The sequence below is a fragment of the Streptomyces sp. S.PB5 genome (assembly GCF_030403745.1).
GTDB lineage: Bacteria > Actinomycetota > Actinomycetes > Streptomycetales > Streptomycetaceae > Streptomyces.
Genome location: NZ_JAQMWP010000001.1, coordinates 807,447 through 826,476, shown reverse-complemented (window position 1 = coordinate 826,476; position 19,030 = coordinate 807,447). Strand labels below are relative to the sequence as shown.

Here is a 19,030-nt window from a genome sequence, read left to right as displayed (position 1 = left end):
CGGGCTCACGCCCACCCCCGGAGGGGGCACCCGCGTCAGTGCGGCGTGGTCTTCGCGTAGACGCTCTCCGCCCAGGCGGCGATCTGGTCTTCCGTCAGATGCTGGGCCAGGTCGGCCTCGCTGATCATGCCGACGAGACGCTTGTTCTCGATGACGGGGAGCCGGCGGATCTGGTGGTCCTTCATCTCCCGGAGCACCTCGCCGACGTCGGCACCGGCGTCGATCCAGCGGGGTGTCCCCTGGGCCATCTCCCCGGCGGTGATCCGGGCCGGGTCGTGCCCCATGGCCACACAGCCGACGACGATGTCGCGGTCCGTGAGGATGCCGCAGAGCCGTTCGTTCTCGTCGCTGATGGGCAGGGCTCCGACGTTGAGCTCACGCATCAGCTGGGCGGCGCGGTCCAGGGTCTCGTGGGCCGGGATCCACTGGGCGCCGCGGTGCATGATGTCTCCGGCGGTGGTCATGAAGTACCTCCCGATGCCGGACGGCCGGCGCGGCGCAGGGCGCACCGCTGGTCCCGGCGCCCTACATTCTCGCCGCGCGACCGGAGCCACGCACCCGGAACCGGACTGCAGCAACGGGACTGCAGGAACCGGACTGCCGGGACCGGGGACCGAAACCGGGCTGCCGGCACCGGGGACCGAGGCCACGCTGCCGGAATCGGGGACCGAGGCCGGACCGCCGGCACCGCGGGTCGAGAGCGGGCTGCCGGTGCATGGACACCCGGGGGCCGACGCCGGGACACCGGGGGTACCGGAGCGGGCACACCCGGGGGGCGCCGGCGCAGGGACCGGACGACTGCCCGGCAGTCCCTCAGGCCGAGAATCCGACGATCTTCCGCGGCACGACACGGATGATCACGCGGACCTCGTCCTCCTTCTCGGCGGGCGGGTCGATGCCGAGGTACTTGTGCGAGAGGTCGTGCGGGAGGCGCTTGTCCGGGTCCGGGAGGATCTCGGCGGTGCCGCGGATCTCGACGGAGGTGTAGGGGTTGGCGAGGTCGTAGACCGAGACGCTGATCCGGGGGTCGCGGCGGAGGTTGCGCACCTTCTGACGGTGGTCGGTGGAGGAGAAGAGGACGGTGTCGCCCTCGCGTTTGATCCAGACCACGGAGTTCTGCGGGGATCCGTCGGGGCCGAGGGTGGCGACGCTGGCGAAGTTCTTGCCGTCGAGGAGGGTGCGGACCGAGTCGCCGAAGGAGAGGTGATCACTCGTGGAAGTCGTCATGGGGGCCACCTTAGTTACATGCATGCGCATGTAAAAGTGGTTTACCGGATCAGCCGCTCCACGCCGGATGGCGAGGGTCGTCGGCGCGCACCAGGACATCGGCGGTGCCGGCGGGGTCGGTCTCGTCGGCGTAGCGCTCGAAGGCTTCCAGGGTCCACTGGTCGGCCTCGGGGGTACGGCGGCGCAGGGCTCCCGGGGAGAGGAGGACATGGACGGACAGGTCGAAGGGGAACCAGTGGCGCAGCAGGAGGGGGCCGTGCAGCAACAGGACGCCACCGGGCGGGAGTTGGACATAGGGGCTGCGGGTGGCGCGGTCGGTCGCCGGGTCCCAGAGGTCGGGCAGGACGCGGCCGTCGCCGCCGGGTTCGAGGGGGCCGAAGACCTCGCGCCACAGGGCGCCGGTGTCGAACCAGCCGTTGTAGTAGGCCTCCACGTCCCGGTGCCCGTACTCCAGGCGCAGCGAGGCGGGGCGCAGAAAGCCCTCGGTGCCGACGACGAGCGAGGGGCGGCCGCGTATCCGGAGCGCTTCGGAGACGCGTTCGGCGAGGCCCTGCGGGCGGGCCGCGGGCGCGCCGTCGAAGGCGATGCGGGGCCAGGGGCTGCCGTCGGCCGGTTTCAGGTCGAGCAGTCGGTCGGCCAGGAGGTCGCCGAGCCGGTCCCAGGTGATCGCTTCGAGTCGCACAGGGCCCATGATGCGCCAGCCGGCGGCCAGGACGCGTCCCGCTCGTGTGCCCGGCGGGCGGCGAGCAGCTGCGGGAGGTGGGTCTCGCTCCAGGTGCGAGCGGCGTCGAGGAGGGGGATCAGGGTGCGACCGAGAGGGGTGAGGGCGTATTCGACACGAGGCGGGTTCTCGTCGTACGCGGTGCGGGTGATCAGACCGTCGCGGTCCATCGCGCGCAGGGTCTCGGCGAGGACCTTGGGGGTGACGGCCCTGAGCGGGGTCCGGAGTTCGGTGAAGCGGCGCGGGCCGCCTTCGAGGCAGCGGATGACCATGCCCGTCCTCCCCCACTGCCTTAAGGGCGTGGGAGGTACCCCCAGTCCCCCACCTCTGAACGGCGTCGCGGAGGACGGGCAGCCGGCGTCGAACATGTCGGGGTCCGGTGGAGCGGGCCGGGTGGTGCCGGTGCCGTCCCAGGAGTCGGTCATCGGTCGAGGTCAGCGCCGATACCGTTGCGGTAACCGGCCGTTGCGCCTCCACCATCCAGGTCGGGCACCGAATCGCGGTGCACGACAAGGAGGTTGGGCATGGCTGCGATCGCGGTCTTCGGAGGCGGCGGGCGAGCGGTGACGGCGGAGGCCCGGCGGCGCGGGCACGGGGTGACGGCGGTGGTGCGGGAGCCGGCCCGGTATCCGGAGCTCGGGGCGGACGGGGTGGCCGTGGTGCGGGGTGATGTGACCGATGCCGGTTCGGTCGCGGCCGTGGCGGTCGGGCATGTGGCCGCCGTGCACGCGGTGTCGCCGTTCAGCGGGCCGGAACGGGGCTTCGACTCGCTCGACCCGGAGTTCTTCGTGAAGGCGGCGGACGCGCTGCTGAGCGGGCTCGCCGCGGCAGGGGTCGGGCGTCTGGTCGCCGTGGGGCTGTTCGCCGACCTGCTCGGGGCGGACGGCCGGCCGGTGATGGACGACCCTGCGGTGTTCCCACCGGACATCCGGCCGTTCGCACTGGCGCACACGGCGGGGCTGCGCCGCCTGCGGGAGTCGGAAGAGGGCGGTGTCGACCGGGTGGTGCTCACCCCGGGAGGAGGACTGGAGGAGAACGCTCCGCGCACCGGGCACCATGCGTTCGGAGGAGAGGAGGCGCCCGACGGGATGCGGGTCCTGTCGTACGCGGGTCTCGCAGGGGCGGTGGTCGACGAGATCGCGCGGCCCACGGTGCAATCGGCGGCGGGTGTCGGTGCTCGACGCAAAGTAGCGGAGAAGGAGAGGAAAGACGAGGAGGACCGGCAGGAGCGGCAGGACTGGGAGAGGCAGAAGGACGGGGCCGTGGTTCATGGCCCACCGCCGGGAATGAATTCGACATGTCTCGCCTAGCAACTCCCCCGCGCCGCACCGGGCTTCTCGTCGTCCAGCCCGTCAAGCGGAAGCAGTGCGCCGAGTGCCGGAGCGGGCCGTTGACGCTGCTGGTGCTGGAGGAGGGGGCGCCTCGGTGTCTGGACTGCGCCGATCTCGGGCATCTGGTGTTCCTGCCGCGCGGTGACACGGCGCTGACGCGCAGGGCGCGGGAGGAGAGTGCCCTGTCGGCGGTGGTCGTACGGTTCAACCGGCGCAAGGCACGGTACGAGCGGCAGGGCGTCCTCGTGGAGGAGGCGGCGCTCGCGCGGGCCGAGGTGCGGTGTCTGGCGGACGCCGAGGCGCGGCGGCGGCGCCGGGTGCGGGACGCGCGGCGGCGGGCCGCGGAGGACGTGCGGTTCACGGACGCGTTCGCGACGGAGATACGCCGGCTGTTTCCCGGGTGCCCGGCCGAGCGGGCACAGGGCATCGCGGTGCACGCCTCGGTGCGGGGCAGCGGGCGGGTCGGCCGGAGTGCGGCGGGGCGGGCGTTGTCCGAGGGCGCGGTGATCTCGGCGGTGGTGGCGTCCGTACGGCATCTGGACACGCCGTACGACCAGTTGCTGATGAGCGGTGTGCCGAGGCATGAGGCACGGCGTCGGATCGCCTCCGGCGTGGAGGCGGTGCTGGGCGGCTGGCGGGCGGAAGGGGCGCAGGCCGGTTGAAGTCGGCGAGAGCGGCGAGGGGCGGGGGCCGGTTGAGGTCGGCGAGGGCCGGGGTGGGAGAGCCGGCCCTCAGGGAACGGTGTAGTAGAGGGGAGTCGGGGATTCAGGTTGTGTCGGGCGTGGGGAGCCTTGTGGACGCTCGCGTATGCGGTCGCGGCCTTCGGCCATGGTGACTCTTCCCGTACGGGAATTCACTTGTGGTGACGGTTGGTGCCGGGCAGGATCTCGGCTCGATGCGGGAGTTGACGTTCACATGATCGATGGACCGTACTTCGTACTGACGGTGCTGGGTGTGCTCGGGACCGGTCTGGTGGCCGGGGTGTTCTGTGCGTTCTCGACGTTCGTGATGAAGGGGCTCGCGGCGCTGCCGCCCGCACAGGGTGTCGCCGCGATGAAGGCGATCAACGTGACCGCGCTGCGGCCCGCGTTCATGCTCGTGTTCGCCGGGTCGGCGGTGCTGTGTGCGGTGATCGCCGTGGTGACGTTCGTGCTGTGGCCGGACGAGGGGACGGTGGAGCTGCTGCTGGGCAGCGCGCTGTATCTGTTCGGGTCGTTCGGGGTGACCATGGTCGCCAACGTGCCGCGCAACGACACGCTGATGAAGCTGGACGCGGGTACGTCCGAAGCGGCCGCGTACTGGCCGGCGTATGTGCGCGAGTGGACGATGTGGAACCACGTGCGCATGGTCGCCTCGGGTGCGGCGGCGGTGTCGTACGTGCTGGCCCTCACCTAGACGCCGGGAAGGCCGTCGGGGAGGCCGTCGGGGAGGCCCACGGAACCTCAGGAAAGCGCTGTCCGCCCACTCTGCGCGAGTGGCTCACGGGACGTATCGTGGCCGAAAGAGTGCCGCCCGATGACGCTCGGCCCGTCGCAGCCAACGCAAGGAAGACGGCCATGGCCGATCCCAAGGGATTCATGACCACCCCTCGTCAGGACTGGCCCCGGCGGCCGGTCGAGGAGCGGGTCAGGGACTGGGACGAGGTGTACGTCCCCGGGGCGCTGCTGCCCATCATCAACAAGCAGGCCGACCGGTGCATGGACTGCGGTGTCCCGTTCTGCCACGAAGCGTGTCCGCTGGGGAATCTGATCCCCGAGTGGAACGACCTGGTCAGCCGGGACGACTGGCGGCAGGCCGCCGACCGGCTGCACGCGACGAACAACTTCCCCGAGTTCACCGGGCGGTTGTGTCCCGCGCCGTGCGAGGCGGGATGCGTGCTGGCCATCAACCAGCCCGCGGTCACCATCAAGAACGTCGAGGTGGCCATCGCCGACCAGGCCTGGGAGCTGGGGTTCGCGCCACCGCAGCCACCGGACCGGCTGTCCGGCAGGACCGTCGCGGTGATCGGGTCGGGGCCCACCGGGCTCGCGGCGGCACAGCAGTTGACGCGGGCGGGGCACACGGTCGCGGTGTACGAGAAGGACGACCGGCTCGGCGGGCTGATGCGGTACGGCATCCCCGAGTTCAAGATGGAGAAGCACCATCTGCGGCGGCGGACCGACCAGATGCGGGCCGAGGGCACGAAGTTCCGTACGTCGACGGCGGTCGGGCGGGACATCGGGGCGACTGAGCTGCGGGCGCGGTACGACGCGGTGGTGATCGCCACGGGAGCGACGGCCTGGCGTGAACTCGACGTACCCGGGCGGGAGTTGACCGGCATCCATCAGGCGATGGAGTATCTGCCGCTGGCCAACCGGGTGTGCGAGGGCGACCTGGAGACCTCCCCCGTGTCGGCCGCCGGGAAGCATGTCGTCATCGTCGGCGGCGGTGACACGGGGGCCGACTGTCTGGGCACCGCGGTGCGTGAAGGGGCCACGTCCGTCACGCAGTTGGACATCTACGCCCAGCCGGGCGCCGAGCGCGACGAGGACGTCGAGCCCTGGCCGACGTACCCGAAGATCTACCGGCTGTCGGCGGCGCACCAGGAGGCCGGCGATCTGCGTACCGCCCCGGCGGCCGACGCGGACGCGCGGCTGTTCGCGGCGTCCACGCTCCGCTTCACCGGCGACGCGGACGGGCGGGTGCGGTCGCTGCATCTCGTCGAGGTCGACGCGGAGAGGCGGCCGGTGACGGGCACTGGGCGGGCACTCCCCGCCGACCTCGTGCTGCTCGCCCTCGGCTTCTCCGGCCCGGGCCGGGAGGACGGGCTGATCGACCAGCTGGGGCTGGCGACGGAGCCCCGCGGCACGATCACCCGGGACGCCGAGTTCGCCACGAACGTCCCCGGGGTGTTCGCCGCGGGGGACGCCGCGCGGGGGCAGTCGCTCATCGTGTGGGCGATCGCCGAGGGACGGGCGGTGGCGGCGGCGGTCGACCGCCATCTGACGGGGAGCTCGCGCTTGCCGGCGCCGATCGGACCCTACGACCGCCCGATGACGGTGTGACCGACCGGCCCCGGGCCCTCTCCCAGGTCCGCTCCTCGGACCCGCCCCTCGGACCCGCCCCTCAGGCCCGCTCGTCCGTCCCCGCGACCTTCTTCGTCGCCAGCGCCACCCGGTTCCAGGTGTTGATCGTGAGGATCAGGGCGAGCACCTGCGCCAGTTCCTCCTCCTCGAACTCGGCCGCGGCTTCCGCGTACACCGCGTCCGGCACTCCCCCGTCGGCCACCAGCGTCACCGCCTCCGTCAGGGCCAGGGCCGCCTGCTCCTTCGCCGTGAAGAAGTGCCGGGCCTCGCGCCAGACGGCAACCATGTGCAGCCGGTCCTCGCTCTCGCCGGCCTTGCGGGCGTCGTTGGTGTGCATGTGGAGGCAGTAGGCGCAGTGGTTGAGGTGGGAGGCGCGGATCTGGATCAGTTCGACGAGGGCGGGGTCGAGGCCCGCGCGGGCTGCCGCGTCGAAGCCGACGAGGGCGCGGAAGACCTTCGGGGCGGCCTTGGCGAAGTTGAGGCGAGGGGCGGCGGTGGTGTTCGGGACCGTGGTCGTGTTCGTCGTCATGTGCATCAATCTATGGCCCGGAAAGACCCGCTGTAGGGTGCATTTCCATGGCGGAATCATGGGTCAATTCATGGGTCGATTCGGCGGAGCGGATCGGCGCCGACCTGCACCTGGAGCTCTCCAGACCGGGCGGCAAACGGGCCGCTCTCATCGACGCGCTCCGGGACGCCGTACGCGGCGGACGACTCGCCCCCGGCACCCGGCTGCCGCCGTACCGTTCGCTCGCCGCCGATCTCGGCGTCGCCCGGAACACGGTGGCCGACGCGTACGCCGAGCTCGTCGCGGAGGGCTGGCTCACCGCCCGCCAGGGCTCGGGCACCCGGGTCGCCGTGGGGGCACCTCCCACGCCCTCAAGGCAGTGGGGGAGGACCGAGCCGCTCCACCACGCCAAGCACGCGCGGGTACCCGTGAAAACGCCGCCACGCGCGCGTGGACCGCGGCACGACCTCCGCCAGGGCACCCCGGACGCCTCCGCGTTCCCGCGCGCCGCCTGGCTGGCCTCCTACCGGCGGGCCCTCCAGCAGGCGCCCAACGAGGTCTTCGGCCCCGGCGACCCCGCCGGCCGCGTCGAGCTGCGGGAGGCGCTCGCCGAGTACCTGGCACGCGCGCGTGGCGTACGTACCGAGCCGGGCCGGATCGTGATCTGCTCCGGCTTCGCGCACGCGCTGCGGCTGCTCTTCCAGGCGCCGACGCCGGTGCTGCGCGGCCCGCTGGCCGTCGAGGCGTACGGCCTCCCCTTCCACCGCGGGCTCCTCGCCGACGCGGGCGTCCGGACCGTACCGCTGCCCCTCGACGAACACGGCGCCGACGTGAGCCTGTTGGCGCGTGAACGGGCCGTACTGCTCACGCCCGCGCACCAGTTCCCGACCGGAGGTCCGCTGCACGCCGAGCGGCGGGCGGCCGTCGTCGACTGGGCACGCGCGCGTGGCGGGGTGGTGCTGGAGGACGACTACGACGGGGAGTTCCGCTACGACCGCAAGCCCGTCGGCGCGGTCCAGGGACTCGACCCCGAGCGGGTGATCTTCATCGGCTCGGTCAGCAAGAGCCTGTCACCCGCGGTGCGGCTGGGGTGGCTGGTGCTGCCGGAGCGGTACGTCGACGGCGTGCTCGCAGCCAAGGGCGAGCGGGAGGCCTGGGCGAGCGTCCTGGACCAGCTGGCCCTCGCGGACCTCATCTCGTCCGGGTCGTACGACCGTCATGTGCGCCGTATGCGACAGCGGTACCGCAGCCGTCGCGACCGCCTCGTCGCGGCGCTCGCCGAGCACGCGCCGCACATCGAGGCGACCGGGGTCGCGGCGGGGCTGCACGCGGTGCTGCGGTTGCCGCCGGGCACCGAGAGGTCCACGGTCAAGGCCGCCGTCTGGCGGGGCGTCGCGCTGGACGGCCTCGCGGAGTTCCGGCACCCGGAGACAAGGACGGCACCACCGAAGACACCAGGAACACCGGAAGCGGGCATGCCGGCGTACGACGGCCTGGTCGTCGGCTACGCGACCCCCTCGGAACACGCGTACGGAGCGGCACTGGAGGCGCTGTGCCAGGCCCTCCCCCCGGCGACCGGCTAGCTCGGACACCGCTCCCCCGAGGGTTCTCCATCCCCCGGAGGAGGCCCGGCGTACTGCCTGCGGACGAGCGCGCCCCACGCGCTCTCCTACGGTGTTCGTAAATCCTCACCGAGGGCCCGAAAAGTGGCTTCTGACCGACATGGAAACGAACAGCGGTGGGATCATTGCAGCAGGAGGTGTGCTGCCGTCGAGCCCCTGCAGGGGTCGGCAGCGGCCCGCCCCATCCTTCGTTCCGCCGTCAGGCGCAGGGTCACCCCCGCGCGTCCCCCCTGTTGGCGGCCGGTCCTGGAGGGTGAGCGATGACGACGCTCGACGAACGTCACGGAGAAGGTGCGCAAGACGGGGACAGGCCCCGCGGCGAGGTGCTCCTCGGCCTGGTCGACGCGCATGCCCCGGCCACCGTCCCACTCGACCGGCCCGCCGCCGCGGTGCCCGGCAGCGCGGGGTCCAAGGCCGCGAACCTCGCCCGCGCGGCGGGTGCCGGTCTGCCGGTCCTCCCCGGCTTCGTGATCCCGTACCGCGGCGGCACCGACCCGGTCGCCCTGCGCCACGCCTGGCACGACCTCTCCGACGGCGGCGCGCGCCCGCTCGTCGTACGGTCCTCCTCCCCTCAGGAGGACACGGAGGAGTCGTCGCTGGCGGGCCAGTTCGCCTCCGTCCTCGACGTGCGCGGCTGGCACGCGTTCCGTACGGCGGTGCGTACCGTGCTCGACTCGGCGGTACGGCCCGACGGCAGCACGGCGCCGATGGCGGTGCTGGTGCAGCCGATGCTGACGGCGCGGGTCGGCGGGGTGATGTTCGGTGCCGATCCCGTCGAGGGGCGTACCGACCGGATGCTGGTGAGCGCGGTCCGGGGTGGTCCGGACTCGCTGGTCAGCGGGGAACAGGCGGGCACGAACTACTGGCTGAGCGGGCGGGGACGGCTGCTGCGCACGGAGGCCGCGGAGGGCGGTTCGCCGCTCACCCGGTCCGAGCTGGCCCGTCTCGCGCGGCTCGCGCGGCGGGCCCGGCGGATCTTCGGCGGGCCGCAGGACCTTGAGTTCGGGTTCGACGGGGAGGGGCGGCTGTGGCTGTTCCAGAGCCGTCCGATCACGGCGATGGCGGTGCGGCCGCCGCACGGGGCGCGGCTGCTCGGGCCCGGTCCGGTGGCGGAGACCCTGCCGGAGCAGCTGGTGCCGCTGGAGGAGGACCTGTGGGTGGCGCCCATGGCCCGCGGGCTCGCCGCCGCGCTCGACATCGCCGGGAGTGCGCCGCGGCGGCTGCTGCGGACGGTTCCGGTGGTCAGGACGGTCGGCGGGCGGGCCGCGGCCGACCTACGGCTCCTCGGCGCCGCTCCCCCGCGGCACCGGTGGCTGGCACTGCTCAACCCGGCGCCGGGGGCGCGCCGTCTGGGTGCGGCCTGGCGGGTGGGCCGGCTCTCCGCGGCGCTGCCGGGCCTGGCGACGGACCTCGCGGCCGACGTCGACCGCCACCTCGCCGAGATCCCGCCGCCCTCGACGCTCCCCGCGTCCGCCCTGGTCGCGGAGATCCGCTGGACCCGCCGCACCCTGGCCTCCCTGCACGCCCAGGAAGCCCTCGCCGGAGCCCTGCTGCGCGAGCCGCCGAAAAGCCGTACGGCGGCGGGTACGGCGCTGGCCGCCCTGGAAACGGCACGCGCACGTGGCGTACCCGACGACCAGGCCGTCGCCGCGGCCCCGGTGATCCTGGCGCTGACGGCACCGAGCCTGCGGGGGCCGGGGCGGTTGCCGGGGCCGGGGGGCGGGGGGACGGAGCAAGGCATACCGGGTTCGCGAGCGGCGGATGCCGAGGAATCGGTGGCGTCCGGGACCGGCGCGTCGAGGCGCGTCCCTCAGCCGCTGCTGCCGGGCCGGGGCAGCACCGGCCGGGACGACGGCACCGGAACCGCGGCGCCACGAGACGGCACGGCGATGGGTCCTCACCCCACAGCCACCGCAAGCACCCCGGGCACCACCCCGGCCACCGCTCGCGAATCCGCGCACCGCGTCCCCACCACCGGCGACACCGCCACCGTTGCCGCTGCCACCGCCACCGCCACCGCTACCGGCGCCCCCACCACCAACGCCTCCCCCACCCCCAGCCCCCCGCCCCTCACCGCCTCCCTCCCGCCCCGCGAAGCCCTCCGGCTCCGCATCCGCTGGGTGCAGGAGCTCCAGGTCCGGCTCGTGCGCGATGCCGGGCGGCGCGTCCAGCTCGATGTGGAGCAGGTCGGGCAGCTGCGCTGGCGGGAGCTGGCGGGCGTGCTGCACGGCGCCGCGCTGCCCGTCGATCTCGCGGCGCGGGTGCCGGACGGCGAGTCGCCGCCGTTGCCGGACGCGTTCCGGCTGACGGAGGGCGGAGTCGTCGTCGCCGAGCGGGACGGTGGCGGCCGGGACGGTATGCGGGGCGTGTCCGGAGGGCGGGCCGTCGGGACCGTGTGGGACGGGGCGGGGCTTCGGCCCGAGGACGCCGTCCTCGTCGTACGGACTCTCGATCCCGCGCTCGCTCCGCTGCTGCCCGGACTGACCGGGCTGGTCGCGCAGACCGGCAGCCCCTTGTCCCATCTCGCGGTGCTGGCGCGGGAGTTCGAGGTTCCCGCCGTCGTCGGGGCGGCGGACGCCGTGCACCGCTTCCCGGTCGGCTCCCGTCTCACCGTCGACGGGACCGTCGGGGACGTACAGCCGGGAGACGCGCCATGAGGAGGATCGCGTACCTCTTCGGAGGCCTGGCCGCCGCCGGGGCCGGGACGTATCTCGTGGTCTATCTGTACCGGTGGCAGTGGCAGCGGGCCATGCTGTGCGGGGTTCTGCTGCTGGTCGTGGAGGTGTTGCTGCTCGGCATCGTGATGCTGGGGCGGCTGACCCGGATCGAGGAGCGGATCAGCGCGTCCGACCGGCGGCAGCGGGAGCTGGCGGCCCGGCAGGAGGACGCGCTCGCCCGGCTGCGGCAGCCCGCGCTGGAGCGGGAGGAGACACAGTTCCGCTGGCTGGCGGACCCGGCGGACAAGGCGTACGTCTTCGTGCCGGTGCTCATGGTCACCGGTGTGGTGCTGTCCGGGCTCGCTTGGGTCGTGCAGCGCATCGCCGCCGCCACGGGCAGACCGGCCGAGCGGCGGCTCGCCGGGCGGCTGGCCGTGCTCACCGCACCCGACCCGGCCTCCCCGGACGACCTGGAGGACCTGCCGGCCCCGGCCGCCGTACCGCCCAGGGGCCGGACCGTGCGCATGGCCGCTGTCGGCGTCGTCGGGGTCGCCCTGCTCGGCGGGCTCGTCGTGGGGCTCGCGGACCTCACCCAGACCCGGGAGGAGCACGCGAACGACAGCGCGGCGACCTCGGTGGTCGTCAAGGTCGACATGCGTGGTCCCGACACCACGCACCAGCGGCGGTCACTGGCCGCGGAACAGATCTGGGAGCGCTGTCGGGACTCCACGTCCGTGCCGCTGCGGCACGAGACCCTCGGTGATCTGGGCGACGGACTGTTCGCGGGAGTCGTGCGGCCCGCGCTCACCGATCACGACCGGTTGCGGCTGCGCGGTTGCCTGGAGGACGCGACTCTCGAACGCGCTCATCTCACGGTCGTCGGCATCGGCGACGCGGACACTGACGACGACTGAAGTACGACAGACGACTGGACATGACAATTGAGATCTAGGGCACAAAACGGATGTAAAACACAGATGATCACCACCCCGGGGTACTCTGCCAAAACGCCCACGTCCCCTAGTCCCCTTGGTCGCTCATGGCCGTCCTCACCGCCACGCTCCCCCGCCCCACCCTCCCCAAGCGCCCGCTCCAGCGCCGTACCGTGCGCATTCTGCTGACCCTCGTCCTCGGTTACGCCCTTCTGTGGGCGGCCGGCGCCGGAGGCATCCTGGCCCTGTCGTACTGGATGCGCGCGGAGACCCCGGCACCGGCGGGCACCCGCACCGTGCAGGGCGTCCACAACTTCCAGCCGGTCGACACCTCGGGCCATCTGTGGCGCGGCGCCGCCCCGTCCCCGGCCGGCTACCGGACGCTGGCGGCCATGGGCTTCACCACCGTCGTCGACCTGCGCGCCGAGGACCTCAGCACCAAGCAGCTCGCCGGGCCGGCCGACGCGGGCCTGGACGTCGTACGGCTGCCCATCCGGGACGGTCAGACGCCGAAGCCGGAGCAGGTGCGGCGCTTCCTCGACATCGTGGCCGGTTCGTCCGGGCCGGTGTTCGTGCACTGCGGGGCGGGGGTGGGCCGTACCGGCACGATGGCGGCGGCGTATCTCGTGCAGACCGGCGAGGAGTCGTCATCGGCGGCGGTCCGGCGCAATCTCGCGGTCGGACCCCCGTCGATCGAGCAGATCTACTACGGGCTGAACCTCAGCCGGGACGACGCGGCACAGCCGCCGCTGCCGGTGGTGGCGGTGAGCCGGCTGGTGGATGCGCCGCGGCGCATCATGTCCTGGTTCTAGTTCTAGCTGCGCCTCATGTCCTGGTTCTAGCGGCGCGTCATGTCCTGGTTCCGGTCGAAGCGGTGCCGATGTCACGACGGCCACGTCACGACAGCAGGAAGTCCGCCTCCCCCGCCTTCGCGCCCTCGATGAAGGCCGTCATCTCGTCGGTCGTGTAGATCAGCGCCGGGCCGTCCGGATCGGTGGACTGACGGACGGCGATCCGTCCGTCGGCGAGCTTCATCGCCTCCAGGCAGTTGCCGCCGTTGCCGCCGCTCCAGGGCTTGTGCCAGCCCTCGCTGCCCAACTCCCGCGCGGGCATGCCGTTGTAGACGGGTATGCGCGGCTTGATGCGATCCATTCACAGCTCCTTGCGGAGATCCCGGAGGATCTCCTTCGTGCGATGTGCCGTAGCGGCCTGCGCCGCCATGCGGTCCATGACCTCGAGATGGGTCGCCACCTCGGGACGCGCGTCGAGATAGACCGCGCCGGTCAGGTACTCGCTGTAAACCATGTCCGGAAGCTCCGGCACGGCGAATCGGAACAGCACGAAGGGCCCGTACGTGCCGGGGTGCGGCCCGTTTGCGAACGGGGCGATCTGCAGCGTCACGTTGGACAGCTTCGTGGCCTCGAGCAGCTTGTCGATCTGGGCACGCATCACCTCCGGGCCGCCGACGGGGCGGCGCAGCGCGGTCTCGTCCACCACGGCCCAGAACCGCGGCGCGTCGGGACGGGTGAGCAGTTCCTGGCGTTGTACTCGCAGTGCGACGTGCCGTTCGATGTCGTCCGGGCTGGTCTGGCCGATGGCCCCCGACTTCAGCACACCCCGGGCGTACTCCTCGGTCTGGAGCAGTCCCGGCAGGAAGTGGGGGTCGTACGAGCGGATGAGGCTCGCGGCGCCCTCCAGGCTGACGTACATCGAGAACCAGCCGGGCAGGATGTCGTGGTACCGCTGCCACCAGCCGGGGCGGTTGGCCTCCTCGGCCAGCTCCACGAAGACGTCGGCCTCCTCCTCGGAGACGCCGTAGGACTTCAGGAGCAGTTGCAGATACGGGATCTTGAGGGCGACCTCGGCCATCTCCATACGACGGACCGTGGCGGGGGCGACGCGGAGGACCTTGGCGGCCTCCTCGCGCTTGAGACCGGCGCGCTCGCGCAGGTCGAGGAGGCGCCGGCCGAGGACGACCTGGCCGACCGTCGGCGCGGACCGCGGCTCGCTCACCCTCCACCTCCTGGACGTCCCTGAGGTCCGAAGACCGTAAAAACCTGCGCAAAAGAATCCTGGCAGCCGGACGGCGCCATTCGAAGACCTATTCGAAGACCTGGTCGGATCTCCGGTGATCTCAACTGGCGCCGCTCGACATGCTGTTGCGAGCAGTGTGCCACGGCCTTCCAGACCGTCACACAGCACTCTGCAATTTTCAGAGTGACACTTGCCAAGTGTTCACGGCGGGGCGATAGTGGCAAGCGTGATTCCGTCCGCGCCCTTAGGAACAGACGCCGCCGCAGGCCCCCACAGCCTTGGCGCTGCTCCGGGAGTAACCCCTGGTGGGGCCGCTGCCGAGCGCCGGTTCCGGTTCGAACTGGCCGCACATCCGGGTTCCCCGGCCCAGGCCAGACGGCTGACGCGGGCACGGCTGAACGGCTGGTCGGTCTGCGAGGACATCTGCGATTCGGCGGTCCTGGTCGTCACCGAGCTGGTCACCAACGCCATCGTGCACACCGCGAGCAGCCACATAGTCTGCGAGCTGCACGACGGCGACGAGCTGGTGCGAATAGCCGTGCGTGACGAGGGCTGCACTCCGGGCGAGATTCATCCGTCCGTGGCGCAGCGGGGCGAGGAGGAGCACGGGAGGGGACTGCTTCTCGTCGACGCCCTCTGTCACGCCTGGGGCGCCCATGAACACGGTCCCGGCCTGCTGGTCTGGGCGGAGCTCCCGCGCCAGACCGCCGCCCTGCACGACTGCGCCCCCTGCAACGACCTGGGCTGGGGGGCCCGCCCGAAGCCTGGCCCTGCGGGCGGCTCCGGCGGCGGGGACGACGAGGCGGACACAGGACACACCGGCTCGGCGGCGGGACATCCGGGCACGGACACGGGCGCGAGACACGGCGACGCCGCGTCGTACGGCGACGCGACCGGGTACGGGGACGCCACGCGGTACGGCGACGCCCCTCGGTACGACGAGGTCACGCGATACGACGACGCCACGCGATACGACGGCACCACTCGGCATGACGGCGCGACGCGACACGACGGCGTCCCGCGGTACGCCGGAACCGCACTGCACGACAGGGTGGCGCAGTGCGACTGGGCGGAGACGCGGCACTACGAGGCGGGGACCCGGCACCACGAGACTGGCCTCCGGTACGACGAGACCGGCCTCCGGTACGACGAGACGGGCTCCCGGTATGGCGAGGCGGGCTCCCGGCATCACGGCATGACACGGCACCACGGGACGGGGGGCCCATGGCTGTGAGGCCCGTGGCCGGCGGCTCGGTACTGACCCTGAACACGCTGGTCCGCCTCCGACGCGGCCTGCACACCCCGGCCGCCGCACCTCTCCGTCTGCCCCTTCCCGAGGGCATGACGGCCCCGCTGGGTTGCGACGCGGTGGCGGTACCCGCCCACCTCGGCCCGCTGATCATGCCGAGGCTGCCCCGCATCGGGTGCGTCTACGCCGATGAGACGCACTGGTGGTGGCTGGTCCCCGCCGACTCCGACTACGCCTTGGAGTGGCCCGCCCCCGCCCAGTACGCCACCGGCGCGATCGTTCCGGACGCGCCGGTGGCCCCCGACCTGATCCACCGCCCCGAGGGCAAGCTCCCGTACACGTCACCGATCCCGCTGTACCTGGTGCTGTGCCGGCTGATCGGGACCACACCGACCTGGTCCCGCTCGATCAGCGCGTAGGCCTCCGGCGGTTCGGCGGGGGGCAGGGGGTTGATGGAGGCGTGGGTGCCGGTGGCCTGCGTCTTGAGCGGCCCACCGTCCCCGACGCATCAGCCGCCCATCCTGAAGCACCGCCCGAACCCACCCACGAACCCGGCGTACGCCCGCGTGCCCCCGTCTGTCCGTCTGCGCCCTGCCCCCGGCACCCCCCTCCCGCGATAGTGGCCCTCCGTCCACGATCGGGGGAGGTCGACGGTGAGGAAGAAGCGCCAGGCAGCGGGGCCCGAGCTGTCCGAGTCGGAGCAGCTGCTCTTCGGTGGCCCGCTGCGGTACGACACGGGCTGGAACAGCCATTCCGAGGCCCGCCTGCAGCTGAGCTTCCGGGCCATGGTGCGACAGCTCCCCGCGCTGCTCTCGCTGAGTTTCCGGCTGGCCTGGCAGGCGGACCGGAAGGCCGCGCGGGTCGTGCTCGGCGCCGAGACGGGCCGGGGCGTGGCGCAGGCGGTGAGTCTGCTGGCCGTCAACAGTGTGCTGGGGCGGCTGATGAGCGGCGGCCCGATCGAGGGACGGCTGCGCGGTGCCGTTCCCGCGCTCGTCGCCATGGCCGCCGTCATGCTGGTCTCCGCGCTGCTGCGGGCCGCGTCGACGTACGCCACCGGCCGGCTCGAACCGAAGGTGGAGCGTGTGGCCACCGAGCGGTATCTGGAGCGGGCCGCCGCCGTGGAACTCTCCGCGATCGAGGACCACGCCTTCCACAAGCTGCTGGACACCGCCCAGTACGGCGCCACCTCCGCCCGCCGCATGATCGGCTACGCCACCCGGGTCATGAACGCGGCGATCTCCCTCGTCGCGGCCGCCGGTGTCCTGACCGTGCTGCACCCCGCCCTGCTCCCCCTCCTCGTGACCATGACCCTGCCCAGCGCCTGGAGCGCCCTGACCGTCGCGCGCCGCCGGTACGAGTCCTTCCACACGTGGGTGCAGCACGCCAGGGCCGGTCATCTCCTCAGCGGCCTGCTCACCGAGCCCGAGTCCGCGCCGGAGATCCGCCTGCACGGCGTCGGTCCCTTCCTCCTCCACCACTACCGCGCGATGTCCGAGGTCGCGGAGGCGGAACAGGCACGGCTCGCCCGGCTGGCCGCCCGTACGGGGCTCATCGCCGCGGCCTGGACGGGCATCGCGACGGTGGCGACGTACGCGACGCTCGGCGGTCTGCTGCTCGCCGGGGCCATGGCGCTGTCGGTCGCGGGTACGGCCGTGATCGCGATCCGTTCGGGGTCGTCGAGCCTGGACAGTCTCGTCCTGGAGGTGAACCAGCTGCATCAGGAGGCCCTGTTCGTGGGGGATCTGCAGCGGCTGTACGTCGAGGCGGAGAAGCGGGCGATCCCGGTGGGCGGGCAGGAGCTGCCCGAGGATCCGCGGGAGATCCGTTTCGAGAACGTCAGCTTCAGCTATCCGGGCGAGTCCACCCGGCCCGCCCTGGACGACGTGACGCTGTCCCTCCCCCTGGGGCGGATCGTCGCGCTCGTCGGTGAGAACGGCTCCGGCAAGACGACCCTCGTGAAGCTGCTCTCCGGGCTGTACACCCCCGACCGGGGCCGGATCCTGTGGGACGGTGTGGACGCGGCCGGGGCGGACCGGCGGCTGCTGGCCGAGCGGATCGCGATGGTGGCGCAGGACTTCAAGCGGTGGCCGTTCACGGCGAAGGTGAATGTGGCCGTGGGCCGCTCGGCCGCGCCGCTGACCGAGGAGCGGCTGGACGGCGCGGTGGCCGAGGCGGGTGCCCAGGACGTGGTGGCCGATCTGCCGCGCGGCCTGGACACCCTGCTGGCCCGCCACTTCAGCGGTGGGCACGAGCTGTCGGGCGGGCAGTGGCAGCGGCTCGGCATCGCCCGGGCCGCGTACCGCCGCGGCCGCATCCTCATCGTGGACGAGCCGACGGCGGCGCTCGACGCCCGGGCCGAGCTGGAGGTCTTCGAGAAGATCCGGGCCCTCGCGGGCACCGGGCAGACGGTGGTCCTGATCACCCACCGGCTGGCGTCCGTGCGCCACGCGGACCTGGTGCACGTCCTGGAGCAGGGCCGGCTCGTGGAGTCCGGTACACCGGAGGAGCTGCTCGCCACGGGCGGCGTCTACGCGGAGCTGTACGCGCTCCAGGCGGACCAGTTCACCGCCCCGAAGGCGAGCTGAGGCACGTCCTCACGCGACGGCGTCGGCCACCGCCTCGCCGCCCCGCAGGATCACCAGGAACGCGTCCGTCGCGAGGTCCATCACGACCTCCGCGGGCAGCCCTTCGAGCCGTCGCGCGTGCGCGAACTCCTCCGCCGGCCACGAGCCTCGCGGCCCACCTGCGGGAAAGCGCTCGAGCACGGTTCGCCCGTTCACCATCCTGCACCTCCAGAAAAGCGTCGTCCTTGTAGGAGTTAACGCTCTGGAGGCCTCGGACGGCTCGCTGAGTTGCGGGACTGAGACGTAGCTGACACGTATTCAGCGCGCAGCGTGAGAATTCGGTTACCGAACGGTCACTTCCGATACCGTCCGTGTCATTCCTCGTACTCGTCGTGATACCGAACGCGCTCACTCCCCGCGGGCGCCCCCACCGCCGACGCGCGCCCCTTCGGCTCCTCCCACTCCTCCTGCCGCCCCAGCGCGGTGAGGTCCAGCAGGCTGGTGGTGGAACCGAGCCCGTCGAGACCTCGCTCGTACGTCGAGTACGTGTGGAAGATCCGGTCCCGGTCCCGCAGGAAGCAGCTGATCCCCGGCCGCTCGAAGGACTCCCCCTCGTGGTCCAGGGTCACCTCGAAGTCGTGGTTGAAGGCGCTGCCGTACGACGAGTACCAGGGAACCGTCCATCCCATCCGCGCCTTGAACGGCAGGATCCTCGTGTACGGCGCCCTGGACACCGCCGCGAACGTCGTCCTGCGTGCCTTCAGATGCGCCAGGTGCCCGATCTGGTCCAGGAATCCGGAGCAGCTGCGGCAGCCCGCGTCCCACTCCGGCGCGAACATGAAGTGGTAGACGATCAGTTGGGCGCGCCCCTCGAACAGGTCGAGCAGCGTGGCCTTTCCGTCGCCGCCCTCGAAGACGTACTCCTCCTCGATCTCCACCATGGGCAGCCCGCGCCGCTCGGCGTTGAGCGCGTCACGCGCGCGCGTGGCCGCCTTCTCCTTGACCAGCAATTCCCCGCGCGCCGCGCGCCACTGCTCGCGCGAGACGACCTCCGGAAGCGACATGGCTCCTCCTGGTGCGACGGTCCGTTCGGGGTGGTGACCGGCGCGCGGGGCGGAAC

At 72.4% G+C, this 19,030-nt stretch carries 19 protein-coding genes and 1 pseudogene; 11 read left to right on the top strand and 9 right to left on the bottom strand.

Annotated features, from left to right (window positions below):
- Positions 1 to 35: 35 nt before the first annotated feature.
- The 4 genes from PH203_RS03740 to PH203_RS03725 form a co-directional block, all read right to left on the bottom strand.
- Positions 36 to 464: a CBS domain-containing protein gene (locus PH203_RS03740; protein ID WP_289915989.1), complete on the bottom strand. Its 429-nt coding sequence runs from the start codon at positions 462 to 464 to the stop codon at positions 36 to 38.
- A 349-nt stretch (positions 465 to 813) separates the two neighbouring features.
- Positions 814 to 1,227 (bottom strand): PPOX class F420-dependent oxidoreductase, encoded by a 414-nt coding sequence (locus PH203_RS03735; RefSeq protein ID WP_289915987.1) that lies wholly within the window; start codon positions 1,225 to 1,227, stop codon positions 814 to 816.
- A 49-nt stretch (positions 1,228 to 1,276) separates the two neighbouring features.
- A complete protein-coding gene (locus PH203_RS03730; RefSeq protein ID WP_289915986.1) occupies positions 1,277 to 1,918 on the bottom strand; it encodes a uridine kinase in 642 nt (213 codons plus the stop codon).
- On the bottom strand, positions 1,843 to 2,220 hold the full coding sequence (locus PH203_RS03725; protein WP_354671230.1) for a helix-turn-helix domain-containing protein: 378 nt from the start codon (positions 2,218 to 2,220) through the stop codon (positions 1,843 to 1,845). Before PH203_RS03725 ends, PH203_RS03730 begins: the two co-directional genes overlap by 76 nt.
- 252 nt (positions 2,221 to 2,472) lie before the next feature.
- On the opposite strand from PH203_RS03725, the gene PH203_RS03720 reads away from it, so the two are divergent.
- The 4 genes from PH203_RS03720 (at position 2,473) to PH203_RS03705 (ending at position 6,323) form a co-directional block, all read left to right on the top strand.
- Positions 2,473 to 3,258, top strand: coding sequence for an NAD(P)H-binding protein (locus tag PH203_RS03720; RefSeq protein ID WP_289915982.1), 786 nt, complete (start codon positions 2,473 to 2,475; stop codon positions 3,256 to 3,258).
- Complete coding sequence (locus tag PH203_RS03715) at positions 3,246 to 3,941, top strand: DUF2293 domain-containing protein (RefSeq protein ID WP_289915980.1); 696 nt, start codon at positions 3,246 to 3,248, stop codon at positions 3,939 to 3,941. The genes PH203_RS03720 and PH203_RS03715 overlap by 13 nt, the downstream gene beginning before the upstream one ends.
- Positions 3,942 to 4,194: 253 nt before the next feature.
- Positions 4,195 to 4,674: an anthrone oxygenase family protein gene (locus PH203_RS03710; RefSeq protein ID WP_289915977.1), complete on the top strand. Its 480-nt coding sequence runs from the start codon at positions 4,195 to 4,197 to the stop codon at positions 4,672 to 4,674.
- A 161-nt stretch (positions 4,675 to 4,835) separates the two neighbouring features.
- Positions 4,836 to 6,323 (top strand): glutamate synthase subunit beta, encoded by a 1,488-nt coding sequence (locus PH203_RS03705; RefSeq protein ID WP_289915975.1) that lies wholly within the window; start codon positions 4,836 to 4,838, stop codon positions 6,321 to 6,323.
- A 61-nt stretch (positions 6,324 to 6,384) separates the two neighbouring features.
- Here the strand turns inward: PH203_RS03705 and PH203_RS03700 are convergent, their stop codons facing one another.
- Positions 6,385 to 6,873 (bottom strand): carboxymuconolactone decarboxylase family protein, encoded by a 489-nt coding sequence (locus PH203_RS03700; RefSeq protein ID WP_289915973.1) that lies wholly within the window; start codon positions 6,871 to 6,873, stop codon positions 6,385 to 6,387.
- A 47-nt stretch (positions 6,874 to 6,920) separates the two neighbouring features.
- Here PH203_RS03700 and PH203_RS03695 point away from each other — a divergent pair, with 47 nt between their 5' ends.
- The 4 genes from PH203_RS03695 (at position 6,921) to PH203_RS03680 (ending at position 12,875) form a co-directional block, all read left to right on the top strand.
- Positions 6,921 to 8,435 (top strand): PLP-dependent aminotransferase family protein, encoded by a 1,515-nt coding sequence (locus tag PH203_RS03695; RefSeq protein WP_289915971.1) that lies wholly within the window; start codon positions 6,921 to 6,923, stop codon positions 8,433 to 8,435.
- A 299-nt stretch (positions 8,436 to 8,734) separates the two neighbouring features.
- Positions 8,735 to 11,131, top strand: a complete 2,397-nt coding sequence (locus PH203_RS03690; RefSeq protein WP_289915969.1) for a PEP/pyruvate-binding domain-containing protein — start codon at positions 8,735 to 8,737, stop codon at positions 11,129 to 11,131.
- A complete protein-coding gene (locus PH203_RS03685) occupies positions 11,128 to 12,045 on the top strand; it encodes a hypothetical protein (protein WP_289915967.1) in 918 nt (305 codons plus the stop codon). The genes PH203_RS03690 and PH203_RS03685 overlap by 4 nt, the downstream gene beginning before the upstream one ends.
- 125 nt (positions 12,046 to 12,170) lie before the next feature.
- Positions 12,171 to 12,875, top strand: a complete 705-nt coding sequence (locus PH203_RS03680; RefSeq protein WP_289915965.1) for a dual specificity protein phosphatase family protein — start codon at positions 12,171 to 12,173, stop codon at positions 12,873 to 12,875.
- 85 nt (positions 12,876 to 12,960) lie between these two features.
- Here PH203_RS03680 and PH203_RS03675 read toward each other — a convergent pair whose 3' ends face one another.
- Positions 12,961 to 13,215 carry a DUF397 domain-containing protein gene (locus PH203_RS03675; RefSeq protein ID WP_059197394.1) on the bottom strand — a complete coding sequence of 85 codons (255 nt, stop codon included), beginning with the start codon at positions 13,213 to 13,215 and terminating at the stop codon, positions 12,961 to 12,963.
- Entirely contained in the window at positions 13,216 to 14,076 is an 861-nt protein-coding gene (locus PH203_RS03670) for a helix-turn-helix transcriptional regulator (RefSeq protein ID WP_289915959.1), read from the bottom strand.
- Between the two features lie 238 nt (positions 14,077 to 14,314).
- Here PH203_RS03670 and PH203_RS03665 point away from each other — a divergent pair.
- The 3 genes and pseudogenes from PH203_RS03665 to PH203_RS03655 form a co-directional block, all read left to right on the top strand.
- A pseudogene (locus tag PH203_RS03665) lies at positions 14,315 to 14,884 on the top strand (ATP-binding protein); the annotation flags it as partial.
- Positions 14,885 to 15,321: 437 nt separating this feature from the next.
- Entirely contained in the window at positions 15,322 to 15,765 is a 444-nt protein-coding gene (locus PH203_RS03660; RefSeq protein WP_289915957.1) for a hypothetical protein, read from the top strand.
- 234 nt (positions 15,766 to 15,999) lie between these two features.
- On the top strand, positions 16,000 to 17,931 hold the full coding sequence (locus PH203_RS03655) for an ABC transporter ATP-binding protein (protein WP_289915955.1): 1,932 nt from the start codon (positions 16,000 to 16,002) through the stop codon (positions 17,929 to 17,931).
- Between the two features lie 9 nt (positions 17,932 to 17,940).
- On the opposite strand, the gene PH203_RS03650 is transcribed toward PH203_RS03655, so the two are convergent.
- Positions 17,941 to 18,129: a hypothetical protein gene (locus PH203_RS03650; RefSeq protein ID WP_289915952.1), complete on the bottom strand. Its 189-nt coding sequence runs from the start codon at positions 18,127 to 18,129 to the stop codon at positions 17,941 to 17,943.
- A gap of 155 nt (positions 18,130 to 18,284) precedes the next feature.
- Positions 18,285 to 18,974 carry a DUF899 domain-containing protein gene (locus PH203_RS03645; protein WP_289915949.1) on the bottom strand — a complete coding sequence of 230 codons (690 nt, stop codon included), beginning with the start codon at positions 18,972 to 18,974 and terminating at the stop codon, positions 18,285 to 18,287.
- Between the last annotated feature and the right edge of the window lie 56 nt (positions 18,975 to 19,030).

Coding starts and splice junctions, on each gene's coding strand:
- PH203_RS03740 (WP_289915989.1), bottom strand. CDS start 464: ATGACCACCGCCGGAGACATCATGCACCGCGGCGCCCAGTGGATCCCG.
- PH203_RS03735 (WP_289915987.1), bottom strand. CDS start 1,227: ATGACGACTTCCACGAGTGATCACCTCTCCTTCGGCGACTCGGTCCGC.
- PH203_RS03730 (WP_289915986.1), bottom strand. CDS start 1,918: ATGGGCCCTGTGCGACTCGAAGCGATCACCTGGGACCGGCTCGGCGAC.
- PH203_RS03725 (WP_354671230.1), bottom strand. CDS start 2,220: ATGGTCATCCGCTGCCTCGAAGGCGGCCCGCGCCGCTTCACCGAACTC.
- PH203_RS03720 (WP_289915982.1), top strand. CDS start 2,473: ATGGCTGCGATCGCGGTCTTCGGAGGCGGCGGGCGAGCGGTGACGGCG.
- PH203_RS03715 (WP_289915980.1), top strand. CDS start 3,246: ATGTCTCGCCTAGCAACTCCCCCGCGCCGCACCGGGCTTCTCGTCGTC.
- PH203_RS03710 (WP_289915977.1), top strand. CDS start 4,195: ATGATCGATGGACCGTACTTCGTACTGACGGTGCTGGGTGTGCTCGGG.
- PH203_RS03705 (WP_289915975.1), top strand. CDS start 4,836: ATGGCCGATCCCAAGGGATTCATGACCACCCCTCGTCAGGACTGGCCC.
- PH203_RS03700 (WP_289915973.1), bottom strand. CDS start 6,873: ATGACGACGAACACGACCACGGTCCCGAACACCACCGCCGCCCCTCGC.
- PH203_RS03695 (WP_289915971.1), top strand. CDS start 6,921: ATGGCGGAATCATGGGTCAATTCATGGGTCGATTCGGCGGAGCGGATC.
- PH203_RS03690 (WP_289915969.1), top strand. CDS start 8,735: ATGACGACGCTCGACGAACGTCACGGAGAAGGTGCGCAAGACGGGGAC.
- PH203_RS03685 (WP_289915967.1), top strand. CDS start 11,128: ATGAGGAGGATCGCGTACCTCTTCGGAGGCCTGGCCGCCGCCGGGGCC.
- PH203_RS03680 (WP_289915965.1), top strand. CDS start 12,171: ATGGCCGTCCTCACCGCCACGCTCCCCCGCCCCACCCTCCCCAAGCGC.
- PH203_RS03675 (WP_059197394.1), bottom strand. CDS start 13,215: ATGGATCGCATCAAGCCGCGCATACCCGTCTACAACGGCATGCCCGCG.
- PH203_RS03660 (WP_289915957.1), top strand. CDS start 15,322: ATGGCTGTGAGGCCCGTGGCCGGCGGCTCGGTACTGACCCTGAACACG.
- PH203_RS03650 (WP_289915952.1), bottom strand. CDS start 18,129: ATGGTGAACGGGCGAACCGTGCTCGAGCGCTTTCCCGCAGGTGGGCCG.
- PH203_RS03645 (WP_289915949.1), bottom strand. CDS start 18,974: ATGTCGCTTCCGGAGGTCGTCTCGCGCGAGCAGTGGCGCGCGGCGCGC.